At 58.7% G+C, this 22,997-nt stretch carries 21 protein-coding genes and 3 pseudogenes; 10 read left to right on the top strand and 14 right to left on the bottom strand.

Annotated elements, in window-relative coordinates; translation table 11 throughout:
• Nucleotides 1-4: 4 nt before the first annotated feature.
• The gene (locus AC3IX4_RS19895; protein ID WP_489257104.1) at nucleotides 5-610 is read left to right on the top strand and encodes a glycoside hydrolase family 19 protein; all 606 of its coding nucleotides are present in this window, start codon (nucleotides 5-7) and stop codon (nucleotides 608-610) included.
• Nucleotides 611-776: 166 nt separating this feature from the next.
• Here AC3IX4_RS19895 and AC3IX4_RS19890 read toward each other — a convergent pair whose 3' ends face one another.
• A complete protein-coding gene (locus tag AC3IX4_RS19890) occupies nucleotides 777-926 on the bottom strand; it encodes a hypothetical protein (RefSeq protein WP_489257103.1) in 150 nt (49 codons plus the stop codon).
• Nucleotides 927-1,314: 388 nt separating this feature from the next.
• Nucleotides 1,315-1,575 (bottom strand): hypothetical protein, encoded by a 261-nt coding sequence (locus AC3IX4_RS19885; protein ID WP_489257102.1) that lies wholly within the window; start codon nucleotides 1,573-1,575, stop codon nucleotides 1,315-1,317.
• Between the two features lie 497 nt (nucleotides 1,576-2,072).
• Between AC3IX4_RS19885 and AC3IX4_RS19880 the strand changes: the two are divergent.
• A pseudogene (locus AC3IX4_RS19880) lies at nucleotides 2,073-2,576 on the top strand (LysR family transcriptional regulator); the annotation flags it as partial.
• 88 nt (nucleotides 2,577-2,664) lie between these two features.
• Here the strand turns inward: AC3IX4_RS19880 and AC3IX4_RS19875 are convergent.
• From AC3IX4_RS19875 to asnB, 5 genes are read right to left on the bottom strand one after another with little or no spacing between them, the layout of a single operon-like run.
• Nucleotides 2,665-3,924 carry an ATP-grasp domain-containing protein gene (locus AC3IX4_RS19875; RefSeq protein WP_489257101.1) on the bottom strand — a complete coding sequence of 420 codons (1,260 nt, stop codon included), beginning with the start codon at nucleotides 3,922-3,924 and terminating at the stop codon, nucleotides 2,665-2,667.
• A complete protein-coding gene (locus tag AC3IX4_RS19870; protein WP_489257100.1) occupies nucleotides 3,921-4,883 on the bottom strand; it encodes an EamA family transporter in 963 nt (320 codons plus the stop codon). Before AC3IX4_RS19870 ends, AC3IX4_RS19875 begins: the two co-directional genes overlap by 4 nt.
• The gene (locus tag AC3IX4_RS19865) at nucleotides 4,870-6,963 is read right to left on the bottom strand and encodes a GNAT family N-acetyltransferase (protein WP_489257099.1); all 2,094 of its coding nucleotides are present in this window, start codon (nucleotides 6,961-6,963) and stop codon (nucleotides 4,870-4,872) included. Before AC3IX4_RS19865 ends, AC3IX4_RS19870 begins: the two co-directional genes overlap by 14 nt.
• On the bottom strand, nucleotides 6,960-7,826 hold the full coding sequence (locus AC3IX4_RS19860; RefSeq protein ID WP_489257098.1) for a TauD/TfdA dioxygenase family protein: 867 nt from the start codon (nucleotides 7,824-7,826) through the stop codon (nucleotides 6,960-6,962). The genes AC3IX4_RS19865 and AC3IX4_RS19860 overlap by 4 nt, the downstream gene beginning before the upstream one ends.
• A 48-nt stretch (nucleotides 7,827-7,874) precedes the next feature.
• Nucleotides 7,875-9,716: an asparagine synthase (glutamine-hydrolyzing) gene (gene asnB / locus AC3IX4_RS19855; protein ID WP_489257097.1), complete on the bottom strand. Its 1,842-nt coding sequence runs from the start codon at nucleotides 9,714-9,716 to the stop codon at nucleotides 7,875-7,877.
• A gap of 525 nt (nucleotides 9,717-10,241) precedes the next feature.
• Between asnB and AC3IX4_RS19850 the strand changes: the two are divergent.
• Together AC3IX4_RS19850 and AC3IX4_RS19845 are read left to right on the top strand one after the other, a co-directional pair.
• Nucleotides 10,242-10,671 (top strand): annotated as a pseudogene (locus AC3IX4_RS19850) (IS5 family transposase); the annotation flags it as partial.
• Between the two features lie 486 nt (nucleotides 10,672-11,157).
• The gene (locus AC3IX4_RS19845; RefSeq protein ID WP_489257096.1) at nucleotides 11,158-12,015 is read left to right on the top strand and encodes a hypothetical protein; all 858 of its coding nucleotides are present in this window, start codon (nucleotides 11,158-11,160) and stop codon (nucleotides 12,013-12,015) included.
• On the opposite strand, the gene AC3IX4_RS19840 is transcribed toward AC3IX4_RS19845, so the two are convergent.
• Nucleotides 11,914-12,981: an IS630 family transposase gene (locus AC3IX4_RS19840; protein WP_489256307.1), complete on the bottom strand. Its 1,068-nt coding sequence runs from the start codon at nucleotides 12,979-12,981 to the stop codon at nucleotides 11,914-11,916. The genes AC3IX4_RS19845 and AC3IX4_RS19840 overlap by 102 nt on opposite strands.
• 84 nt (nucleotides 12,982-13,065) lie before the next feature.
• Here AC3IX4_RS19840 and AC3IX4_RS19835 point away from each other — a divergent pair.
• The 4 genes and pseudogenes from AC3IX4_RS19835 to AC3IX4_RS19820 form a co-directional block, all read left to right on the top strand.
• Nucleotides 13,066-13,740 (top strand): annotated as a pseudogene (locus AC3IX4_RS19835) (hypothetical protein); the annotation flags it as partial.
• A complete protein-coding gene (locus AC3IX4_RS19830; protein WP_489257095.1) occupies nucleotides 13,737-14,432 on the top strand; it encodes a class I SAM-dependent methyltransferase in 696 nt (231 codons plus the stop codon). The pseudogene AC3IX4_RS19835 and the gene AC3IX4_RS19830, both read left to right, overlap by 4 nt.
• 36 nt (nucleotides 14,433-14,468) lie before the next feature.
• A complete protein-coding gene (locus AC3IX4_RS19825; RefSeq protein WP_489257094.1) occupies nucleotides 14,469-15,731 on the top strand; it encodes a diaminopimelate decarboxylase in 1,263 nt (420 codons plus the stop codon).
• The gene (locus AC3IX4_RS19820; protein ID WP_489257093.1) at nucleotides 15,728-16,558 is read left to right on the top strand and encodes a 2,3,4,5-tetrahydropyridine-2,6-dicarboxylate N-succinyltransferase; all 831 of its coding nucleotides are present in this window, start codon (nucleotides 15,728-15,730) and stop codon (nucleotides 16,556-16,558) included. The genes AC3IX4_RS19825 and AC3IX4_RS19820 overlap by 4 nt, the downstream gene beginning before the upstream one ends.
• A 142-nt stretch (nucleotides 16,559-16,700) precedes the next feature.
• Here the strand turns inward: AC3IX4_RS19820 and AC3IX4_RS19815 are convergent, their stop codons facing one another.
• The 5 genes from AC3IX4_RS19815 to AC3IX4_RS19795 form a co-directional block, all read right to left on the bottom strand.
• Entirely contained in the window at nucleotides 16,701-17,891 is a 1,191-nt protein-coding gene (locus AC3IX4_RS19815) for a M20 aminoacylase family protein (protein ID WP_489257092.1), read from the bottom strand.
• 107 nt (nucleotides 17,892-17,998) lie between these two features.
• Entirely contained in the window at nucleotides 17,999-19,426 is a 1,428-nt protein-coding gene (locus AC3IX4_RS19810; RefSeq protein ID WP_489257091.1) for an alginate export family protein, read from the bottom strand.
• Nucleotides 19,427-19,632: 206 nt separating this feature from the next.
• Nucleotides 19,633-19,866 carry a hypothetical protein gene (locus AC3IX4_RS19805; protein ID WP_489257090.1) on the bottom strand — a complete coding sequence of 78 codons (234 nt, stop codon included), beginning with the start codon at nucleotides 19,864-19,866 and terminating at the stop codon, nucleotides 19,633-19,635.
• 76 nt (nucleotides 19,867-19,942) lie between these two features.
• Nucleotides 19,943-20,545, bottom strand: a complete 603-nt coding sequence (locus AC3IX4_RS19800; protein WP_489257089.1) for a Yip1 family protein — start codon at nucleotides 20,543-20,545, stop codon at nucleotides 19,943-19,945.
• A 137-nt stretch (nucleotides 20,546-20,682) separates the two neighbouring features.
• Nucleotides 20,683-20,913 (bottom strand): hypothetical protein, encoded by a 231-nt coding sequence (locus AC3IX4_RS19795; protein ID WP_489257088.1) that lies wholly within the window; start codon nucleotides 20,911-20,913, stop codon nucleotides 20,683-20,685.
• Between the two features lie 399 nt (nucleotides 20,914-21,312).
• On the opposite strand from AC3IX4_RS19795, the gene AC3IX4_RS19790 reads away from it, so the two are divergent.
• A complete protein-coding gene (locus tag AC3IX4_RS19790; RefSeq protein ID WP_489257087.1) occupies nucleotides 21,313-21,612 on the top strand; it encodes a type II toxin-antitoxin system TacA family antitoxin in 300 nt (99 codons plus the stop codon).
• Complete coding sequence (locus AC3IX4_RS19785; protein WP_489257086.1) at nucleotides 21,570-22,088, top strand: GNAT family N-acetyltransferase; 519 nt, start codon at nucleotides 21,570-21,572, stop codon at nucleotides 22,086-22,088. Before AC3IX4_RS19790 ends, AC3IX4_RS19785 begins: the two co-directional genes overlap by 43 nt.
• A gap of 134 nt (nucleotides 22,089-22,222) precedes the next feature.
• On the opposite strand, the gene AC3IX4_RS19780 is transcribed toward AC3IX4_RS19785, so the two are convergent.
• Nucleotides 22,223-22,840: a dihydrofolate reductase family protein gene (locus AC3IX4_RS19780; RefSeq protein WP_489257085.1), complete on the bottom strand. Its 618-nt coding sequence runs from the start codon at nucleotides 22,838-22,840 to the stop codon at nucleotides 22,223-22,225.
• Between the last annotated feature and the right edge of the window lie 157 nt (nucleotides 22,841-22,997).

The following is a 22,997-nucleotide window of genomic DNA, read 5'->3' as shown; positions in this document are numbered from 1 at the left end:
AAAAATGCCGATCATCCAGCAGCAACTACTGCAAATCCTCCCGAACGCCCGCTCAGTTGCGGCCGTTTTTGTTCCTGCGCTTAACGCGGCCATGGCCCGGTATCAGATTGACTCTGCAGTGCGCATGGCGGCTTTCCTGGCACAAGTGGGCCACGAGTCGGCGCAGCTGACGCGTCTGGTAGAGAACCTGAACTACAGCGCCAAAGGGTTGGTTGCGACATGGCCGGCACGGTTTGACGCCGAGCTGGCTGCGAAGTACGCCCGTCAACCGGAGCGTATCGCCGCGGTGGTCTACAACTCGCGCATGGGCAACACCGCGCCGGGTGATGGCTGGCGGTACCGGGGAAGGGGTCTAATTCAAATCACCGGAAAAACGAATTATCGGGATGCCGGCGTAGCGCTGGGCCTCGATCTGGTCGCCCGCCCAGAACTGCTCGAGCAGCCGGAGCATGCTGCGATGTCGGCGGCGTGGTTCTGGTCGGCCAATGGCCTGAACGAACTGGGGGATGCCGGGTTGTTCGCCAAGATCACCCGCAAGATCAACGGAGGGCTCACCGGCCAGGTCGAACGGCTGGCGTTGCGCGATCGGGCAGCGCAGGTGCTGGCATGATTTCCGCGAAGTGGGCGACAGCGCTGGCAGGCTAACAAGTTAGGCACCGAGCTGGACAGCCAAAAAAATCAGCGCGTCAGGCGGACCTGATCAGCATTGCCCCCTGCTGGTGTCGCCCAAGCTTGCCTGTCAGTAACAAGTAGTCGAGCAGAGTAGGAATTACTCGTCAGTCTTTCATCATCATTCGGTAGTAATGCGAGCCCTCCATCTTGCTTTTTATGGTGTCTTGCTCTTTTGCGATCTCATCCTGCAGCTCCTTAATTCGCTGGTGATGGGGGGCCAATTCTGCATCAAGCTCCTCTTTGGATTCCGACATAAGCTGCTCCCTTAGTTCCTCTTGCCTCTGGCTCATGGCGTCTTCCTCGAGTTGTGGGTTGGGCGACCCTTTGCTATGCCCAGGTCTCAGCATACCGAATTGGAACCTCCAGATGAATTTCTAACCGTCTAGCGCCGGGAGCGGATCGGTTACGAGCAGGAGTTGCTAACAGCAGTTGGAGCGTGTCGATGGGGATTGTGTTCGGTCGGCAGGACGCCGCTGGGAGGAAATAGCTGTCTAAAACTACCTAGGTCTGTCCCGGTTTTATTGGCCCAAGCGGGCCAATCTGGCAGTTCTGAATTAGACAACGTTCGGACGAAAGCCTTGCTCTGTATGGGTTTCGGTCTAATCGCCACACTACTGCTGCAGTAAGGAAGGCTTCCTTCTGTTAGAAATTCCATTCGTCGAGTTCGAACCCCCGCTGCACCAAATTTTCACGGGCGGCGATAATCGCTTCTCTAAGCCTGGCCGGATTGGAAAACTGCCTCTTGACCAGATCCTCTGCTGTAAGCACAGGCTGGTCGTCGTCATCAAATATTCGGAATTTCACCCGATGGCCATAATCCCAAGGCTCGGCCACACAGCGGAGCGGAGAAAATGCTGACGCGATAATGTGGGTGGCCTCATCTGCAGAGATGTGTTGGGTCATCGCGACTCCTCGCTCGCTTAGTTTTAAGACTCAAAGCTACGGCGTATCAGAAGTACTGTCCAGCCGTGCTGGGGGTGGGAAGCCACTCGAAGAGGTGGCAAAAATCAGTTCCAAAACCAGACGGCAGCATCCTTGAGGAATGCGCCCTGTAGCGGGGCGGTAATTCAAAAGTTTTGGAACCGAAATCCGAGCGGAGCGTGCGCCGCGCGGGGATCTTCGTATCGGTCTTGAAAACCGTCGATGGGCAACTATCCTAGAGTTCGAATCTCTACGCTTCCGCCACCTAACTCCTTGTTTTCATAGGAGTTTCTCAAAGCGAAAACCGTTTTGGGAACGATGTGGGAACAAACTGGGAATAACGCAGCGGGGAAGCACCTGAAAAGGGCTTCCCCGTTTTGCGTTTCAAAGCTCGATTGAGCTGCCGAGATACTTGCTCGCGCCAAAGTCGCGCGCAGACCTGAATGGGTAGCGCTATACAATAAAAGAGAGGTGTCTGTATGGATCGCCTGTTGAGTATCGAGGCGTTCGTCAGGGTCGCCGAGACAGGCAATTTTGCCCGTGCCGCACAGCAGCTTGGCGTCACTCGCTCCGTGGTCACCCATCGGATCCAGCAACTGGAAGCCTTTATCAATTCGCCACTCTTCCATCGTAGTACACGGCACGTCAGGCTGTCAGGTGGGCGCCTCGTACTATCGAGAGTGTGCTGACATGGTGGCTGGGTTCAACGCACTGACCGAACCGATGCGCAATCAACGAGCCAAGCCGGTCGGGAAACTCAGGGTGCAAATGTTGCCCGGTTTTGCAATCAATCGCTTTGGCGCGTTGCTGGCCGAGTTCACTGAGCTCTATCCGGACATCGAAGTCGATGTCGTCGTCAATGATCGTGTTGTCGATCCGATCGAGGAAGGCTTCGACATCGCTTTCCAGATGTTTCCGCCCAGGCTGAGACGCTGATCGAACGCAAACTCTTCACCGTGCGTCGCCTGTTCATGGCGACCCCGGCAGCGCGCGCAACCCGAGCCTCTTCCGGCGCCGGAAAAAGGGGGGCTGAAGAACCGCTAGACCATGTGCTGGGGCGAAGGCGCAGGGCTACTGGACGCTGAAGAGGCGCACGGCACGCTCCCACTCCCGCACGATCTGGTAGTCAGCCTTAAGCACATCGGTGTCGGCATGGCTCATGAAGACGATACCCGGACTGGAGAAAAGGTCGACGGTTTTGACCACAGTATCCCCGGCCTGCGGCGCACGTTGGAGCCACGCCTTACTCTTCAATGTCTTGAGCAGTTCATCGTAAGAAGAGCGGGTCACCACACCTTCCTGGTTCGAGATAAACTGCACCTGCCACAACGGGTAATGGTGCCCCTGCTGCGCTTCGACGATGGCGTCGATGGCCGACTCCCCCTCCCTGACCAGCTTACCGACCAAGTCCAGCTGGCTGGCGCCAACCGCGTAGTTGGCCGCCGGGCGGTTCAGCCCGCCGGATAAGCGCGAAGCACACTCGATTAGGGTCGGACCGGCCTCGGTGACGATCAACTCAGTATGGTTGGCACCGTAGCGGATACCCAAGGCATCCAGCACACCGTGAACATACTCGACAATTTCCTTCATCTCGGGGGAGGTAGGGTCGAGCAGCACGGCACGGTCATAGATCCAGCCACCATTCGGCGCCTGCAGCTTGTCGGCGCGCCAGATCTCGGTGATCACGTGCTTGCCATGGCCGCTGACACCGTTGATGAAGTACTCCGGCCCCACCAGCAGGCGTTGCGCCAGCACCGCGTCGTTGCGCTCGCCCAGTTGATTGATTGTGCCGAAAAGCTTGTCGAAGCTCTTCTCGAGCTCGCGCTGATCGGCACAAAAGGTCACCGAATCAGTGCCCGCGCTAGCCTGGGGCTTGATCACCACCGGCCAACTGCCACTGGCGGCCCATTCGCTCAGGACCGCCCGGTCACGGGCCAGAAAATGATCCATGCTGCGCAGGCCAGCAGCCTTCAGGCGATTGTGCATGGTGTACTTGTCACGTCGTGCGTGGCTAGTGGCCGGGTCATTCCCCGGCAGTTGCAAGGCGGCAGCCAGCAGGTCGGCAATAATTACCCCGCTCTCGGTACCCGGCAGTACGGCGGTTGGATGGAAGGCTTTGACGTCGTTCGCGAGGCGCTGGATGTCACCGTGGTACTCGAAGTGAGCAATGTACTCATCCTTGTGGAAGGTACGAAGGTAGTAGTCCGGCGGGTTGGCCGTCCCGCGCACGTGAATGCACTTCCAGCCGGACTCGGCCATCAGCGTTGGCAGCTGCGAGCCCGACGAATAACCATCGACCACGACGAGGACTTTTTCTATGGTTTGCGTCATTTTCTATCTCTCGTGAATTTCATCCATGTACCGAAAACAGTGACCAGGGCGATCACTGAACAGCCCAGCGCAGAGGTCATTGACCACTGGATTCGAGCATCGAATACCTGAAAGACGTATGTGAGCAGCGGCGCCCAAGCCAGCAACGCCGCCACGGTGAAGGGCTCCGAAAGCAGGATGCCGCGCTGCAGCAACCACAACGGAACGATTACACCAAGCAAGGTCGCAATCGCCAAACCACCGACCTGGGTGCTCGAGGCGAACGCGAAGCCGGGGCCGCTGTAGGCAAGCACTGCCGCGACGAAGATCAGAAGATAGAACCGGTGGGCCATGATCCGCGCGGCGGTCCAGCTACGCTCGCCTAGTTGTTTGGTAGCGATGGTGTTCAGCGCCTGGGACGTGCCGCCCAATGCCGCCGCCGCGAGGCCAATAAGGGTGTCGCCGAAGTTGATCGGGCGAATTCCCGACAGCCCAACCAGTGACGCCCAGGCCAGCAACGCCGTGCCGGATAGAACGCCCACCGCCACCGCATAGGTGTATCCAGGTAACTGCCGCCGACGCACTACCCGCTCCAGCAGGATAGTGCTCAATGGTCCGAGCCCGCCCATGATCGCGCTGACGATGGCCGGCTCGATATAGCGCAGTGCATAGAAGTAGCCGATCCAGTTCAAGGCGCTGGTGATGTTCAGAACTGTAAGCGGGCCCGCGGCATCGACACCGATTGCCACCCCCCGGGTACCGGCGATCAGCAATAACCGCGCCAGAAAGAAGCCGCTGGTGATAGCGAAACTCCAGAACAGGAAGGTGAACGGGTGCAACTGCTGCAGTAGGTTGCCCGAGAACACCGCGTTGGCATTGGCCAGCACTAGAAAGGCCGCCACATAGAGGATGCCGGCCCGAGCCAGCCCCTGACTCACGGGGGTGACGGTGCCGGCCAAGCTCACCTCAGGCTTGCCCATTGATGGTCTTCTCCATGAACACGCTCAGCGGATCTTCCCGGTAATTGGCGAACGGACCGCGATCACGAAAGCCGAAGCGACGGTACAAGGAAAGTGCCTCCGGCTGGCTGACCCCGGTTTCCAGCAAGAGGGTAGTAACTCCGCTGTGATGGGCGAGATGTTCGAGCTGCTTGAGCAGTCGCGCGCCCACGCCCCGGCAACGGGCATTGTCGTCGACGAACATGCGCTTGATTTCGGCCTGGCCGACGCTGATGACCACGACGGCACCACAACCCAGGACCTGGCCAGTGTGCAGGTCGCGGGCGACCACGAAGCTCACCCCCGGTGCCTTGAGCTGAGCCACGTCGAGCATGTGTACACGTTCATCCGGGTACAGGGAGCGCGCGTAGTCTTCGGAGCGTTGCAGAAGCAAGGCAGTCTGCATCTCCTCGGGGTCGCCCTGATTGATGCTGAACGTGCCCAGATTAGCCGTCGATGGCCGGATCATCAGCTCATAGTCCTGCAGCACCATGTCCGCGCCCTTCTCCGCGATCATCAGGGTGGCAGCGTTGGTGTTGCCCGAGACCATGGTTGGCATAATCGACCCATCGATCACCCGCAAACCTAAAAGGCCGCGAACTCGCAGGCGGTGGTCGACTACGGCCAGGGCGTCGTTGCCCATACGGCAGGTGCCGATGGGGTGATAGGAGGTATCGCCCTGACTGCGAGCAAATGCCAGCAACTCTTCATCGGAGGCCACCTTGGACCCTGGCGACAACTCATAGTCACAGTAAGCCTCCAGCGCCGGCTGCGCAGCGATCGAGCGGATGATGTGCATACCGGCAATCATCCTCCGTCGGTCTTCTTCATGCTCGAGAAGGCGCGACTCGATGACCGGCGCCATGCTGGGGTCGTTGGAGCGGATGTGAATGCTACCCTGGGACTCTGGACGCAAGGGGTACAACCCCACGGTCATGCCGGGTAAAGTGTCAAGCCGACGACTGGATCCCGGGCCGTAACTGGCCGGGGCGAAATGGAATTGCAGGTCGGGCCGCGGCTCCTGCGCACGGGACTTGACAAAGCCATGACCTAGGGCAATCGGCAGGCTCAGCACCCCGCGACGGTGGGTGAGGTAGTGGAGCACTTCTTTGAATAACGCCAAACCACGGGTGCGCTCGTTGAAGGTGATCCTCTGGCGGATACGCCATTTCAGGCGGGACGCGAAGTGGTCGCGGAAGTTCTCACCTACGCCAAGCAGTGCATGTCGCAGGGTGACGCCGGCCTTTTCCAGCACCGCTGGCGCGCCAACGCCGGACACCTCCAGCAGTTGCGGCGACTGGATGACCCCGGCACTGAGGATCACTTCACGGCGGGCTTTAGCGAGCCGCAGCGCGCCCTTTAGGTACTCGACGCCGATGCAGCGCTTGCCCTCGAACTGCAGGCGCTGCGCCGGCGCCTCCGTGATCACCGTCAGGTTTGCACGCTCGCGCGCAGGCAACAGATACCTTTCGTATGCCGAGGACCGACGCCCTTGGTCATGGTTGACTTGGTAATAGCCGAAGCCTTCTTGGTCGCCGCTGTTGTAGTCGGGGTTGCGGGCGTATCCGGCTTCTCCGGCGGCCGCGAGAAAGGCATCACACAGCTCGTCGCGTTCCCGTGGTAGGGCCACGTGGATTGGACCGTCCTGGCCACGGCTGCTGCCGCTCACCTCCACGCTCGACTCCAGGCGCTGGAAGTACGGCAGTACCTCATCCCAGGTCCAGCCAGGGTTGCCTTGGCTGGACCACTCGTCGAAGTCCTCACGCTGACCACGGACGAAGATCATCCCGTTGATCAGGTTAGACCCGCCGAGTAGGCGCCCACGGGGAATCTGCAGCGTGCGCCCACACAGCGTCGGGTCCGGCTGGGTCTCGAAGCGCCAATCGTACTTCGGGTTGCCCATCAGCAACACCTCGCCCATCGGTATTGACAGCAAGGGGCTGCGGCGTTCGGCGCCGGCCTCGAGCAGCAGCACCTGGACGGCTGGGTTTTCACTCAGGCGCGACGCCAGCACGCAACCGGCTGCACCGGCGCCGACGATGATGTAGTCGTACTCGTTCATGCCCGAGGACTCCTGCCCTGATCATCGGTGGTGCGTGCGCCGATGGTGGTGCGGTGCAACAGGCGACGATGTGCCAACTGGTCGTATACCGTGGCCTTGTGCATGGCGCTGCGGTTGTCCCAGAGGATGATGTCGCCCGCCCTCCAGCGATGCCGATAGGTGAACTGCGGCTGCACCGAGAACTCTTGCAGGAACGTGACTAGCGGCGCGCTCTCCTCCAGCGGCAAGTCCTCGATATGCCACGGCACGTTGCCGCCGGAATAGAGCGCTTTGCGCCCACTTACCTCATGGGTACGCACCAGAGGTTGCGGCACGTCGACCCACTCGGCCAGTTCACGCGCCGATGGCGCAGGCCGGTCGGGGTAGTTGTAAGGCCGCGACTGGATTCGACTAATCACCACCTTGAGGTTTTCGATGCGTTCTTTGATCGCCTCCGGCAGTGCCTCGTAGGCCGCGAACATGTTGGCGAACCAGGTGTCGCCACCTACCGGCGGTACTTGCAGCGCATGCAGCATGGAGCCCGCAGGTGGCATGTCCAGATAGTGGCCGTCGGTGTGCCAGACCCGGCCGCTGATCGGCGAGCCGATCAGCTTCCCGTCCTGGGTGATATTAGACAGGATGAGGATTTCCGGCTGAGACTTCTCGCTGAACTGCGAGCGTGTATAGCTCACCAGCTCGCCGAACTTGCGGCTGAAAGCCAGTTGCTGCTCGGGGCTCATGGACTGGCCACGAATTAGTAGGATGGTGGTGCCGATCCATGCATTGTAAAGTGCTTCGATCGTATCGTTACTGAGCCTGGCATTGGCGTCGATGCCACGCACTTCGGTGCCGATTGAATCGGTAATGGGGATTAGTTCAAGCATGCAGCCTCCTTGTTATCCATGGGATCAGACTTCCGTTCTGACAGTGCCTCACACCGCGACCCTGTTATCGACAATCCAGCGATGCATCTCCACCAGCTGGATCAACAGGTGCGCCGGGCTTGCTCCGCCCGGCAGCATTGAAGCCTTGAGCTGATGCGCCGCGATCTGCTCGATCAGTGCGCTGAGGCGAGGGGTATCGAACATCCAGGCGATCGGCGAATCCGGGGCCGTTGCGATCCACCGCGCTTCGCGAATCAGTGCCAGGTCGTACTCCGAATCCTGGATGTGCGGGTAGGCACTTTTCTTCCGCGACAAGGTGCTCGGCGGCAGGATGTCGCACATGGCTGCTTTAAGCAGCCCCTTCACGCCGCCATGGGATTTCATTTCCCAAGGTACATTCCACATGTACTGGATCAATTCCGGATCGCAGAACGGCACCCTCACTTCCAGCCCCTGGGCCATGCTCATGCGTTCCTTACGTTCGAGGATCACCGACAACGGGCCGGCCATGCCGAGGAACAGGACCTCGCGCATACGTGCCGCCTCGGTGTCCTCTCCAGGCAGGCGTGGTACTTGGCTCAGCCAGTAGTCATAGCGGGCGCGTTCGTCCTCGGCCACGCGCTGCGCGGAGATCAGGCTCGGTGACAGGTAATCGACCAGCTTTGGACCGTCACCCAACCAGGGAAATTGCGCACGGGCTAGTAGCTCGGGTTTGAAATAGTAGGGGTAGCCACCGAAGATCTCGTCGGCGGCCTCGCCGGTCAACGCCACGGTGCAACTGCCGCGCATGCGTTCGAACAGCAGATACATCGAGGCATCAAACTGCCCCCAACCGGGCAAGCCCCGGGCCTTGCGCGTGGCCGGAATGACGCCGAGCAGGTCCTGCATGGTGGCGCTGAGGGTCGTATGGTGCGTGCCCATGTACTTGGCGGCCAACGCGGCAAACGGAGCATCGATGTCGGGCCGCAGTTCGGTGGAAGTGAAAGCGCCCTCGTCACTGTCGAACTTTAAGCAAAAGGTATCGAGTGCAGCCTGGGAGCCCTGGCTCGCCAGCAGCTTCATCACCAGCGCGGCCACCGAGGTGGAGTCGATGCCGCCTGAAAGCATCGCCCCGCAGGGCACTTCGCGGGCGAACTGGCGCGCCACGATGGCTTCGAGCAGCTCACGGATATGGTCCTTTGTTTGCTCAAAGCCATGAGTATGCGGGGCACTCTCCAGTTTCCAGTAACGATGCAGATCATGGCCCTGCTCGCCGAAGCTCAGAACAGTGGCTGGTGGCAGTTCGCGCAGCCCTTGCAGGGGAGTTTCGCCAGGCAGCGCCATTCGCGGCTGAAGCACGATGGCCAGTGCGCTCGTGTCCAGTTTCGCGGTGAATTTCGGATGGGCCTGTATCCCCGTAGGCACGCTGGCGAAAATAATCCCACCGTCATAGAGGCTGTAGTACAGAGGTTGCAGGCCAAGGCGGTCACGTGCCAGCAGTAGCTGGCGCTTTTGGCTGTCCCAAATCGCAATGGCGAACATGCCTTCGAGCCGCTCAACGAAGCCAAGGCTCCACTGGGCATAGGCACGGCGAATGATCTCGGCGTAGGACCAGTTGTCGGGCCTCGGGCCATGGCCTTTGAGCTGCTGCTGCAGCTGCGGCGCGTTATAGAGCTGCCCCGTGTACATGATCGCAACGGTGGCGCCGTTGATCTCGCCAATCCAGGGTTGCTCGTCACAGTCATAGCGCGACGTGTTCCTCAAGCAATGCCCCAGCGCAGCCTCGGGACACAACCATACCGCCTGCCCATCGGGCCCCCGTCCGGCCATCGCTGCGACCATCGAATGAGGTACCGCCGCTTGCTGCCCAACACCATGAAGCAGGTCGACCCAACCGGCCATGCCGCTCATATAACACTCCGTGTCAAATTATCTATTTGCAACGCCTTAATTGGCGGCGGCCCCTGTAGTTCAATGACCTGAAGTACGGAAAAACAGGTTAATTACTGATTTCTTGAAGTGCGCTTCCTCAGTCTTAACAAACACTACTTCAAACAACACATCAATGACAAGCGCCTATCCGGCAAACGATAGTCCGACAGCTTAAACCTTATCGTCCAGAGTAATTTGCGCAAACAGCAAGACAAATTGGAGGTGCGCCAAAACAGCTCCAGCAATGCACCAAACAAGTGCGCACTTGAACATGCCATGTAACTATCGCTTACATTTCAATGCTTGCTGGTCACGTATTTCAGCAGTATCACGAGAGCGCTAAAATGGCATCATAAAAATACTAAGCAATTGATAGATTTATATTTTTATCGATCAAGCTGCTTATGAATTGATCGTTTGCAGATATTTCGCCTAGGTTCTGTACGAAAACCCTTGAAACACCGAAATGGTTAAAATCGTCGCCATTAAAGGCAGGAGCTCCTGATGGCCAAACGATACGAACTCAGCGATGCATCCTGGGAACTGATCAAAGATTTGATCAGCCAGCATCAGAAAACCGGACGTCCACGCAGCAACGACCGATTGATGCTCAACGGCATCCTTTGGGTGCTCTGCTCGGGGGCCGCATGGCGCGATATGCCTGAGCGCTTCGGTCCTTGGTCGACGGTTTATCAGCGCTTTCGCGACTGGCGAAATCGAGGCACGCTTGACCAGACGCTCAAGCGATTGCACATCAAGCTCAATGAGCAAGGGCTGATCGATCTGGACACCTGGATGATCGACTCCACCGCAGTGGCACAACCCGAGCCTCCTCCGGCGCCGGAAAAAATGGGGGACTGAAGAACCGTTAGACTATTCTCTGGGGCACAGTCGCGGTGGCCTCACGACCAAGATTCATATGCTCTGCGATTCGGGGAGCCGACGGATCGGTACCCTATAGGACAAACTGGCAAAAAGTTTTGGGGCAATGGTCTCTCTGATATGCACCATGAGGTATTTACGACATTACTTTTCGTACACCACCTAATTACTTGTCGTCAAAAAATTCGCTGTTATGCTGGCCAGCAAGCAACGTGGCTCTTCGTGTGTCACGACTTCACCTGGAAATGTGATTTAAGGAGTGTGTGGATGTTCATCTGTCCGTTACTGCACATCCGTTTTTCTGCACAGTCCTAGTTGCTTTGGCTTTGGGCTGCAATGCCAGCGCGACTATCTAATAGTCAAGCCCACTAGGTAGCACTAAATTAATTAGCTAGCTTAGAGTGCCATCAGTGGTATTTGCCGCCACTATAAACCACGGTCGTCCAAAACACCGTTCAGTTGCAGTTTCCGCATTCATGCTCGCGCCTGTTTGGTGGCGACGTACGCTGCCGTACATCATGTAGAGGGAGTAATAGATATGAATCGGTTCGACTATTCCAGTAATCTTTCCAAAGCCAGCTCCTACCGTGGTTATCGCAGTCTTTTCTGGCCACCGGCAAACAGCTACAACCTGACCCTGCTTGACCTGGTCACGGCCAGCCCTCGCCACGACGACACCTGGAGCGAACGCCTGGACGCGCTCAAGGCCGCGATTGATGCTCAATGGCGCAGTGCTAAGTCTCACGGCATGGCAGAAAGCACCCGCTTCAGCGAACCGGCCGCCGTGGCCCAGGCCTTGCGTGCACTCGGCGACGAGCTGGAGCACGATCATGACCGCCAGGCCGTGCTCCTCAGGGCCAAGGCCATCGAGCACGGCTACAACGACGAGATACTCAAGACCCTGGCCGGTTTGCAAGAGGATGTCTCACTAATCGCCGGGCAGATTGCCACTTGGTACGGAAAGCAACCGGGTGGGCTGCCAACAGCCTTCGGCTGCCGACACAATCAGGCACGGCAACAAGACGTGGAACACGCCATGGGTCTGGTTGACCAGGTGCCAGCCTACCTCAAGCAACTGCATACCGACCTGCGCCTGGGAGAGTTACCTGCATTCGCCGCGACCGACCTATTTTTCATGGCCGGCGAAGGCAACCTGCACCCAAAGCACGTGGCATATTTCCTCCCGGAAGACGAAGGCGTCAAACGTTCCCCGTTCAAGAAAACGTACTACTTCGCTAATACCCACAAGGCCATGGTCGAGCAGCTAGTGTGCTGTCTTCGAAATAATTTATCCCTATGGTACGGCCTCAAGTGCCTCGCGAGCTCGTTGGATTTTGCTCAAAATCTCCTCGCCTTTCGCGTTCCAAACGTACCGGGTCGGCTGAGCATTTCTTAGTGCCATGAACGTTGTTATCGAGGATTCCAACTCGCGCACCGAGGCAAAGCTACCGTCTCGTAGATACACCGTGATGTCTCGGAAAAATCGTTCGACCATGTTCATCCAAGAGCTGGACGTCGGTGTGAAGTGCATATGGAAACGCGGGTGCTTCGCCAGCCAGGTTTTCACGGCGGCGTGCTTGTGCGTCGCATAGTTATCGACGATCAGGTGAAGCTGGAGATTCTTGGGGGTCTGCTTGTTGATCTTCTTGAGGAAGGACAACCACTCTTGATGACGGTGTTGACGTTCGATGCTGCTGATCAATTTTCCCTGCAGATAATCCAGCGCAGCGAATAATGTAACCGTGCCGTGGCGGGTGTAATCATGTGATTTCGTCTGGATGTGGCCGATGCCCAGAGGCAATCCAGGCTGCGTGCGTTCCAAGGCCTGCACCTGGCTTTTTTCGTCGCAACACAGCACCAATGCCTTGTCCGGCGGGGCCAGGTAAAGGCCGATAACATCCCAGAATTTCTGTTCGAACTGCGGATCGTTTGAGAGCTTGAAGGTGCGAGTCAGATGAGGCTTCAAGTCATTGGCAGCCCATAACTTATGGACCGTACTCGAAGAAATCCCGACCGCTCTCGCCATACTCCTGCAGCTCCATCGCGACTCGCCAATGCGAGGTTTCGTGACCTGCTCCAAGACGCGGCGGACAGTATCGGCAGGCAGCGACGACTTGCGTCCACGACCTGGTTTATCAATCAATCCGTCGAGCCGGAGCAACTGAAAGCGTTGGCACCAGTTGGTGACTGTCGGGAGAGAAAACCCAGTCAGTCGTGCAATCTCTTCCCGTGTTTCGCCCTGTGCTGCAAGCAGCACAATGCGTGCTCTACGACCTTCACGCTGGGGAATGGTGGCGGAGCGAACGCGCCGGTTCAGTTCGGCCTTTTCTTCGGAGCTAAGCGTAATGTCCAGTGCGCTCACCTGAAGCTCTCCAAGGGGGAAATGACACCTGAAGTGTAGGTGAAAAATTAGAAAAGCTATTTCGCAGACAGCACACTAGCTGCGCCCCTGGCCCGGCAGTTCCTGTCGACCGGAAAATACTATGACCCGACCAGCGAGCACCTAACACGCATTCCGACCCTAGGCGTGCTCGGCCATGAACTGGGCCATTTCGTTCATCGCCCGGCCACCGAATACGCCTCTTTGAACACAGCCAGCCGTTGGGCTTCGGTAGTACTGCAAGAGGTGGCAGCGGATGTATATGGCATCCTGATCCTCGCCCAGGTGTGGGCGCCTGCCTTGCAGATTCCGCCCGAGCTGGTACTCGAATACTACTTGGCGGAATGCCTTCGCTACTTGAACCGCGGGCTCGGGCTATTTCCGGACTGCGACGGGATGTACCTGCAATTGTCGTATTTCGTCCAGCTCGGTGCCCTGACGCTGAGCCAGGACAGCACGGAACAACCGCAACTGGTGGTTGATCATGGCGCCCTGCTGGCTGGCTTGCGCTCGCTGGCCAGGGTCCTGGCCGATGCCCTGCTCGGTGACGACCCGGATACCGCCGTCGCCCTTTATCAGTTCTACGGCCCTGCACGGCCCCTGTCGTTGCAGCCTCTGGTCGCTGCGCTGGCCAAAGCGCCAGGGCAGTCCATCGAATACGTACAAGAGCCTGTGCGTGCACCAACGGATTGCGGCGCGACCTCGCTGAAGCCCCCTCTAAACAAGGAGAGACAGAGATGACCAAATCAATGCAGAACCTTGATCAGGTAAAAAACTACTACTGCACCGACCGCGAGACTGGCGATAGCAATGCAACCATCTACGCCATCTGGGAACAGGGTGGTGCCTTCAACGACTCCATCACGCCGTCCACCTACAGCCCTGAGTACCGCTCGCACATGGGTCTCAAGCTGATCTCCCTCAGCCCGGAACGAGCAACGATCTTCTCCATTGGCTGTGGCAACGGATTCGTCGAGGGCGACCTGGCCGAGACCAATCGCCGGGTGCTGGCCATCGACTGCAACGATGAAGCCGTGGTCCTGACCCGCAAAAAGGGAATCACCGCCTACAAGGCCGATTTCTTCGCGCTGGAGCCCGGCTCCCTGGCCGACGTCGACGTGGTCTACGCCGATGGCCTGCTGGGCCACCTCTTTCACCCCGAGCAGGAGCTCAAGCCGACCTTCGCCAAGCTCAAGGAGCTGGGCCTTAAATCCGGCGCACGCTTGGTGTTCTCCAATGACTCGCCACGCGACCCCGAGGCGCCTTTCGCGCCCCACGAGAAAGTCGAGGACTTCTGGTTCATCTCCAAGGACTACCTACGTGATGCCCTGAGCGCCTCCGGCTTCCAGCTCCTGGAGTCGTACTACTTCCCTTACAAGCGACCAATCAGCGGCCTGCGCAATCGCACTATGTGCGTCGCCCTGGTGCCCTGAGTCAACCCGTTCCTGCGCCGCGAGGAGAAACCTGCTGTGCCTATATCCGAAAGCTTCGCCCAGCGTTTGTTACCTCTGCTAGATGATCTGGCGGCACGTTACCCGACGCCCTTTCATCTCTACGATGAACGCGCCATCATCCAGACTCACCGACGAGTGGCTCAAGCATTTGCCGGCATTGCGTTTCGTCAATACTTCGCGGTTAAGGCGCTCCCAACCCCAGCAATCCTGGCCCCTCTGCTCAAGGAGGGGAGCGGCCTGGACTGCTCATCGCCGGTCGAGCTGATGCTGGCCAAACGGCTGGGCGCGCGGGGCGACGACATCGTCTTCACCTCCAACAACACTGCGCTCGGAGAGTACCAGACGGCCCTGGACGCCAGCGCCCTCATTACTTTCGATGACCGCAGCATGCTCGACCGGGTGACGACCTTACCCAATATCGTCGCTTTCCGGGTCTCTCCCCATGGGGTCATCGCCCGCTCGTCGCAAATGGGCAATGCGCAACAATCGAAATTCGGCGTACCCGAGGCCGACCTAGTCCAGAGCTACCGCCATGCACGCGACCTGGGGGGCCGACGCTTCGGTATCCACGGCATGATGTGTGCGAACGAACTGTCACTGGAGCGAGCAGTACAGGCCGGGGTGCAGGTCATAGAAATGGGGGCGAGGGTCGCCCGGGAAGCGGGCATCGAACTCGAGTACATCAATATTGGCGGTGGCCTGGGCATTCCCTATCGGACCGATGACCAGGCCCTAGACCTAACTGCCTATGCCGACGCGCTGAAACAGGCGCTTAAGCAAGCGTTCCCCCGGCACATGCCGAAGTTGCTGATGGAACTAGGGCGCTACATCACTGGCCCGCACGGGGTGTTGGTTTCCCAGGTGATCAACCGCTGTAGCAAAGGCCGGGAAATTGTCGGCCTGGATGCCTCGATGTCCGCCCTAATGCGACCGGGGTTGTACGGTGCCTATCACCACCTGACACTGCCTTTTGCAGACCAGCGTCCCGAGGGAGTGTTCGACGTGGTCGGAGCACTGTGCGAGAACTTCGACAAGTTCGCCGTCGATCGCACCTTGCCGATACCTGCCATCGGCGACCTGGTGCTGATCCATGACACCGGCGCCCACGGCCATGCCATGGGCTTTAACTACAACGGCCGCCTGCGTCCGGCAGAACTGATGCTGACCGACGACGGCGATGTCCTGGAAATCCGTCGGGCTGAGACCTTTGATGACCATACCGGACCGGTTCAATGGCAACCGGTCTCCGTCTTTAGCCCCACAAGGATCGTTAAATGAACAATCGCGCACTGATTGAAGAAGTCTTTGAACGGCGCACGCAACTGACGTCGGCAGAGCTGCAGGCCCTGGTGCCGATGATCGAAGCCGGCCTTGCCGCGCTGGACAGCGGCGGACTGCGGGCCGCTCGTCTGGAGGGCGGCCAGTGGGTCGCCGATACCTTCGTCAAGAAGCTCATCCTGCTGTTGTTCCTAACCCGCGAAAATGCCTTGGGCGAAACCCGCCCTGACCGTCCGAAAAGCTACGATAAGCTGCCGCTGAAATTCGAGCACTGGGACGATGGCGCGTTCCGTGATGCGCGCATCCGCGTGGTACCCGGTGCCGTGGTCCGGGCCGGTGCTCACATCGCCCCGGGCGCCGTGCTGATGCCCTGCTTCGTCAACATCGGGGCCTATGTCGGCGAAGATACAATGATCGATACCTGGTCGACAGTCGGTTCCTGCGCCCAGGTCGGGGCACGCTGCCATATCTCCGGTGGCGTGGGCTTGGGCGGTGTGCTCGAACCCATCGGCGACAATCCGGTGGTTATCGAGGACAACGTCTTCATCGGCGCCCGCAGCGAGGTTGCCGAAGGGGTGATCGTGCGTAGCGGGGCGGTGATCGGCATGGGTGTCTACCTAGGCGCCTCAACACCGATCGTCGACCGCGAGACCGGAGAGGTGCACTTTGGCGAGGTCCCAGCTAATGCGGTGGTGATCGCCGGGAATCGCGCCGACCCGAAATTGCCAGGAGTGTCGCTGGCTTGTGCGGTAATCGTAAAATACGTCGATGACCGCACCCGTTCGAAAACCGCGCTCAACGTCCTGGTCAGAGAACTCAGCCGATGACCCCCGCCGCCTCTGCCGCGCTCTGGCAGGACGACGCACATGTAGAGCAAAATAGCAGGCGCTGCTACGCAACTGGGACCTGGACGATAACTACCTGGGCGAGCCTGGTTACCGCCGCGCCCAGGCCGGATTCTTCTTGTGGCTAGCTGTCGCCGATGGCGAGGTTACCGCCCGCTGGCTGCAGGTGCTGCCGGACAAGGGCGATCCAGTACGCAACCCCCAGCGGCATAACCTTGTCGTTGAAGTCGTAGCGGGGGTTGTGCAACGAGCAACCGCCTTCGGCGGAGCCGTTGCCGATCCAGACATAGGCACCGGGCTTGCGCTCGAGCATGAATGCGAAGTCTTCGCCGGTCATGCTCGGAGCCAGCCCGGTGCCGACCTTTTCCCGCCCCACCACGGCGCTGGCGGCAGCAACACAATGGTCGGCATGAACGGCGCTGTTGATCAGCGGCGGTGAGCCGAACTCGAAGAACTTCAACGACGCGTGAACTCCCATCCCGGCAGCCAATTGCTCGACCAACGTGACCATTCGTTGGGAAGCGGTCTCGCCGGCCTCGGGGCGGAAGTAGCGCATGGTGCCACCCAGCCGGGCGCAGTCGGGGATGACGTTATGGGTGTCGCCGGCGTGGAATTGAGTGACACTGAGGACCAGCGCATCGGCCGGGTCGATATTGCGCGAGACTATGCTTTGCAGCGCTGTCACGAGGTGAGCTGCCGCCAGCAGCGGGTCGGAGCCCCGATGGGGCATCGCCGCATGGCAGCCGCAGCCGCTGACTACGATTTCGAATGGCCTGGCCCCGGCCATCACCGCGCCGTGGTGCACGACGAACCGGCCCACATCCAAGCCCGGCCAGTTGTGCAGGCCATACACGCATTCGGCCCGAAAATTTTCAAAAAGTCCCGCGGCCATCATCGCCTTGGCGCCCGTACCGATTTCCTCAGCCGGCTGAAAGACAAGATGCACCTTTCCCGCGAAGTTGCGATCTGCCGCCAGGCAGCTGGCCGCGCCTAGCAGCATCGCGGTATGCCCGTCGTGGCCACAGGCATGCATCCAGCCGTCATGGACGGAACGGTGGGCGAAGGTGTTCTCTTCCTGGATAGGCAGTGCATCCATGTCGGCGCGCAGGGCAATCTCGATGCCGGGCTGCTCGCCCTCGATGGTGGCGACGACACCGGTACCGCCGATGCCGATATGCGGTTGCAGGTCGAAACTGCGCAACTTCTCGGTGATAAAGGCGCTGGTCTTGGTCTCGGCGAAGCCCGCCTCGGGATGTCTATGTAGCCAGCGACGCCAGCCGACCATCCGTTCTTGCAATGCGAAATCCGTTTCCATACCCCTTTTCCCTGGATGTGCTCTTGAGTCCGCAGCGCGCCCATCAAACTACCCGAGCGCTCGATGCCGTGCAACCGCACCGCTTGGGCAGCTTGCTGATTCTGGTCCTAGAAACGGAATGTGCTGCGCAAGGAAATGAACTGGCTGTCCTTTCCTCCAGCAGTACGTATGGCTTTGCCAACGTCGTAATACTTGTAGTCGACATCAAGGGTCAGATTGCTCGATGCCAGCCACCGCACGTTGGCCCGCAAGATAGTGCCGATGTCCCGGCCCGAGCTTTGCCCGGGATCCGCGGCGACAACCATGTTGGGGAAGTACACTGCATCGTCGGGGCTTTGTTTCCACACTTTGAATACGCCCGGTTCGATACGCACATCCTGCCAGGGCGAAAACGCCATGACGGGCCCCACGATGATGACGTTGGACAAAGTGACCAATGCTGCCTCGCCATAGACGCCATTGCGTGGGAACAGGGGGTCGAAGGTTTCCACGCGATTGTCGCCAGCGTTTCGGTCGCCACTGGCCAGGTCGACCCGCAGACCCAGGCGTGGGCGCCAGGGCCCCGCATAGCTATAGCCGGTATCGGTGGAGAGTCCCCAGGCGCGGATACTGGCACCGGCCATCTCACCGAACTGCCCCGCCAGGTCCCAACTCCAGTCGTAGGGTCCCTGTTTGCCGAAAATCCTCGTGCCCAGGGTATAGCGATCCTCGGAACCGCTCAGCCCTGCAAGACGGCGCGTTTGGGTCTCAAGACCAAAGGCGTAGAGATCGATGTTCCAAGTCTTGTCGAGCGGCAGCGTTCCATAGAGGCCGTAGAATTTCACATCGTTGTTTGGGCCGTCATCGAAGGCGTCGACGTCGGTGCGGACGGGGCGCACCGCAAAGGCATCCAGCTTGGCGCCTTGCTGCCAATTGAAGCTAAGCCGCAGGCCATCGAAGGCCAAGCGTATGTTGGGCACATCGCGATAGGTGACCCAGGTTTGCGCGCCGTAGGCTATTTCCTGGCGCCCTATCCGGGCGGTCAGGCTGGCAGATGAGAAATCGACACGACTGTCGATGAACGCCTGATGCACATCGTTGCCGCTTTCGTCGGTAGGCGAATAGAGGTCCTTACCCCACGTGCGAGTGTTCTGTAGCTGTATGAACGCTCGCAAGCGTCCGTCCAGCACATGCAGGTCGGCATGGGATTGTAGTCGTTGCATGAAATAGGAATCGTCTTCGACGCCTCGCAGTCCAAAAAACGGCTCGTCGAGCACATCCGCGCGATAGCGAATCTCGCCACCGAGGTGCAGCCAGGCCGAGTCGGACAGCCGGTGATAGCGAAACGCGTCGAACGGCGCTGTTTCGTGAGGTGCGTCGAGGAATCGGTAGTCCTCCAGCCAACGTGGCAGGCCGGGGCGCAGAGGGCGTTGCTGTTCCAGTGGGTTAGCTTGGGCGATAGCGTTATCGGTGGCCAGGAGCAATGTCGCGAACAAACCCGTCAGTACGATGCCGCTTGAACGGCTCGTGAAGGGTAAGGCAGGCGATGGGCGCATGGTAAAGGCTCTCTTTTTGTATTTTTTGTCGACGAACACGCTCCGGCCCGGACCTGAACGAAAGGTAAGCCGATGTTTATTGAGCGCTGAAGAACAGGGATCAAAGGCGTGAGCGGGCCCGATCTTCTGTCGCCAACCTCCATCCGACCCGATGGGCGAGGGAGGTCGGCGGGGAAAGAACGGGTGGTTTGATCCTGGCGAAGGGGTTACTGGATGCAGGTCGTGAACAGGCAGGTCATCTGCCCGTATTTGTAGCGGATCGGTGCCGGAACCACACCTTTATCCCGGGCGTAGGCCTGCCAGTCGGCCGACAGTTCAGCGACCTTGTCAGGATGCTGGCTGGACAGCTCATGACTGAAGGCAGGGTCCTTGTTGAGGTCGTACAGTTCCAGTCCATGCCAACCCACGTAGATCTGGGTAGAACAGGGCTTCGAACTCAAGACGTCTGACCGAACTGAGCGGAGCGAATCGGTCTTGGTGTCTTCAACGGCGAGGATGCATTAAGTCGAGGAGGACTCAGGGGCGCAGGTACCCAGGCGTGAGCCCGTTGAACCAAAACAGGATCATCCCCACCAGGATCGTCACCACCACCAGCAACCCCGCACCCCAAACCGACGCGCTGTAGAGCACGCCGGGGTCTTGCGTCACGCGCATGAACCGGGGCAGGCCGACGAACAGCAAATAGGTGGCGTAAAGACTGGCAATGAGCAAGGCCGCGACAGCCAGCCAGCGGCTGGGGTAAAGCCCGGTGATGCCCGCCAGGAAATACGGTGTGGCGGTATAGGCGGCAAAGCCGATGCATTGGTTAAGGGTAGGGCGGGCGTGAAACGTGCGCGACATCCAGCGAATAAACATCCCCATCAAGACTGCGCCGATCACCGATGTCAAATAGAGCAGGATGCAGAGTTGCAAGGCACTGGCGCCGCTGAGCCTGACGTTCTCTTCCCCGGCCAGGCTCCAGCCGACGCCAGTCGTCCCGATATACAGGCAGGCAGCGGGTAATAACGCCCAGAGCAGCAAGTGCGGCAGATAGTGACGCGGATGCTGGTCTTCCTCGGTGCGGATATCGGTCCAGGCATCGCTGGGGTCGGTGAAGAGTTTGATCACATGCGGTTTCATGGCGGCCTCCGGGGGAAACAACCCTCTACTGCTATGGATTCAAGCGCCGAATGTGGGGTTCAAGCTTTCTTTTTTCCGACGGATGATCGGTCACCACTACCGCATGCCACATGGGTGTTGCTCCACCTGCGTGACGATCACACGCGTTTCAATCTTTCCCCATTGAGAAAAATCTCAAATTCAAATTCGCTGATCTGACTGACAGGGCCAAAGCCTAACGCTCTGAAGTAAGTCGACTTGGTAATCCATTGGGTTGCCCCATGCATGGTTGCCAATGACGTTTGACTGACAGATTCAAGGATCGTGTAGCGCTGCCCTGAGGTATCGATTGCGTCAAAGCGACCCACTTCTAGAATACGAGTTGCCATATTCTTGATCTCCTTATCGGCTGTGAAGCTTCAACCATAGCAGTGTGAGGCCGCTCCACCATCCAGCCGGCGCTTTTTTATCGTCATATGCGGCGAATGTCGCAAATCTCATCTGGAAAAGGGCTTGGAGTGGGTTATGCACCCTGCGTTCAGTCAGCATGACAGTCAGCCGGCTACGAATTGAAAGCCTCGGGTTTTTCGATGGTTATTCGATCGTCTATGCGTTTTTGAAACGGTTTTTCAACTCAATTTATTTTGAGCCAGAGGTGGAAGGCGGCACCCTCGCCCCCTCATCGGAAGTTGTGTAGCTAAATGCGTTGCGTGTAGACGTTAGCTACACGGAGCATCTATGATTTTCGTCAGGGGACCACGACAGCACGCGGCATCAAGGACCATCAAATGACCAGAGAAACATCTAGTGCAGTACCGGAAAAACCCAAAGCCGTCCCAATCAACATGCGTGTCGACTTCAAAAAGCGTGACTTGATTGATGTGGCGGCAGCACTGTCGGGAAGCGATCGAACAAGCTTCATCTTGGATGCTGCTTGCAAAAAGGCTGAGGAAGTCATCCTTGATCAGCGCCTTTTTGTCCTTGCTGACAGCGACTTTGACGCCTTTGAGCAAGCCTTGCAGTCGGGTTCTATAGGGAATAACGAATGTCTGCGCCGTTTGTTGGAAAGGCCGAACCGTTGGAGCTAACGGCTCCCGAAAAACTGAACGAGTCCCACGACCTCAGTGCATTCGATTGTGGTGATAACTCGATCAACGAGTACCTGTCGAAAAGGGCTTCTAAAGCCCAAATCGCTAAGTACGCTAGCGTATTCGTCACCTGCATCAAGGGCAGCAGGACTGTCGTCGGTTATTACACGCTTTCAAGCGGCATGATCATGCGCTCAGCGGTAGTGCCCAGAAGTGCTCAACGTAATTCGCCTGACCAGCATCCCATTACGATTTTGGGTCGAATGGGTGTATGCAAAACAGTACAGGGCACAGGGCTGTCTCGTGATTTACTCAGAGATGCCGTCATTCGAGCGATTAGTGCCTCAAGCCAGGTCGGTTCAACTGCTCTGGTCGTCCATCCCCTAAATGAGCAATTGGTGCAGTTTTATGAAAAGGCTGGCTTCATCCGAAGCCCCTACCTGTCGGCAATCACTATGATGCTTCCCCTACAGTGAATGACGAGCGCCTGTCGAAGTGCTACGTGCGCAACGTCAAGAGCAGGTCGACAGGGTCTATGTGGAAATCAGTGGCATGATTCAGACGACGGTCAGATTGTAGCCATGCCCATCACAGCTCGCGATGTTGTGTATTACTCGAACGTTCCCGTGCGCACCTCGCCGCTACGGGCGTAACGGGCAATCAGCACACCGGAAGGCGTACTGGTGGAGTGCACTAAGGTGAAGGCCGCCGCTTGAGCCTGGTCGTCGAACAAGCGCTTGCCGTGCCCCAGTATCAGCGGGTGAATCATCAGCCGAAGTTCGTCCACCAACCCCGCCGCCAGCAGTTGGCGTACCAGCTCGCTACTGCCCTGGGTTAACAGCGGGGCGCCGTCCCCCTGTTTGAGCGCGCGGATCGCGTCGGTAAGGTTTCCTGCCAGCGCATGACTGTTCTGCCAATCAAGGTTATCGCCACGGTGCGTGGCCACGTGCTTGGGTACACGGTTAAACAGCTCAGCGATGACGTGGTGGCTTGAATCGGCGGGTTGATGCGGCCAATAGCTTGCAAAAATATCGTAGGTGCGACGCCCCAACAGCAGCTCGAACGGCTGCGAGAACAAATCCTGTATGGCCTGGCCGAACACGGGGTCGGCATAGGGCACGATCCAGCCCCCCAGGCGGAAATCGCCGCTGGTATCTTCATCAGGCCCGCCGGGCGCTTGAATAATGCCATCCAGACTCATGAAAGCAGCAACGGTGAGTGTGCGCATGACCTTCTCCTGATTCGTCTTGATCAATAGGCTCGAACATCATTCCCTGATCAATAGTCGAACCAGACTTTGCGAAATCGACAATGCCCAACACCATGCGCTGGCAGGCTGCAGACAAACCCCGAAGCCGCTGCCGCGCCTGAATTCATCGCAGGCA

This window comes from Pseudomonas sp. KH_021, assembly GCF_057838865.1.
Note: the sequence above shows the minus strand (reverse complement) of the source record. Positions and strands in the feature narration are given on the sequence as shown.

Coding starts and splice junctions, on each gene's coding strand:
- AC3IX4_RS19895 (WP_489257104.1), top strand. CDS start 5: ATGCCGATCATCCAGCAGCAACTACTGCAAATCCTCCCGAACGCCCGC.
- AC3IX4_RS19890 (WP_489257103.1), bottom strand. CDS start 926: ATGTCGGAATCCAAAGAGGAGCTTGATGCAGAATTGGCCCCCCATCAC.
- AC3IX4_RS19885 (WP_489257102.1), bottom strand. CDS start 1,575: ATGACCCAACACATCTCTGCAGATGAGGCCACCCACATTATCGCGTCA.
- AC3IX4_RS19875 (WP_489257101.1), bottom strand. CDS start 3,924: ATGACGCAAACCATAGAAAAAGTCCTCGTCGTGGTCGATGGTTATTCG.
- AC3IX4_RS19870 (WP_489257100.1), bottom strand. CDS start 4,883: ATGGGCAAGCCTGAGGTGAGCTTGGCCGGCACCGTCACCCCCGTGAGT.
- AC3IX4_RS19865 (WP_489257099.1), bottom strand. CDS start 6,963: ATGAACGAGTACGACTACATCATCGTCGGCGCCGGTGCAGCCGGTTGC.
- AC3IX4_RS19860 (WP_489257098.1), bottom strand. CDS start 7,826: ATGCTTGAACTAATCCCCATTACCGATTCAATCGGCACCGAAGTGCGT.
- asnB (WP_489257097.1), bottom strand. CDS start 9,716: ATGAGCGGCATGGCCGGTTGGGTCGACCTGCTTCATGGTGTTGGGCAG.
- AC3IX4_RS19845 (WP_489257096.1), top strand. CDS start 11,158: ATGAATCGGTTCGACTATTCCAGTAATCTTTCCAAAGCCAGCTCCTAC.
- AC3IX4_RS19830 (WP_489257095.1), top strand. CDS start 13,737: ATGACCAAATCAATGCAGAACCTTGATCAGGTAAAAAACTACTACTGC.
- AC3IX4_RS19820 (WP_489257093.1), top strand. CDS start 15,728: ATGAACAATCGCGCACTGATTGAAGAAGTCTTTGAACGGCGCACGCAA.
- AC3IX4_RS19815 (WP_489257092.1), bottom strand. CDS start 17,891: ATGGAAACGGATTTCGCATTGCAAGAACGGATGGTCGGCTGGCGTCGC.
- AC3IX4_RS19810 (WP_489257091.1), bottom strand. CDS start 19,426: ATGCGCCCATCGCCTGCCTTACCCTTCACGAGCCGTTCAAGCGGCATC.
- AC3IX4_RS19800 (WP_489257089.1), bottom strand. CDS start 20,545: ATGAAACCGCATGTGATCAAACTCTTCACCGACCCCAGCGATGCCTGG.
- AC3IX4_RS19795 (WP_489257088.1), bottom strand. CDS start 20,913: ATGGCAACTCGTATTCTAGAAGTGGGTCGCTTTGACGCAATCGATACC.
- AC3IX4_RS19790 (WP_489257087.1), top strand. CDS start 21,313: ATGACCAGAGAAACATCTAGTGCAGTACCGGAAAAACCCAAAGCCGTC.
- AC3IX4_RS19785 (WP_489257086.1), top strand. CDS start 21,570: ATGTCTGCGCCGTTTGTTGGAAAGGCCGAACCGTTGGAGCTAACGGCT.
- AC3IX4_RS19780 (WP_489257085.1), bottom strand. CDS start 22,840: ATGCGCACACTCACCGTTGCTGCTTTCATGAGTCTGGATGGCATTATT.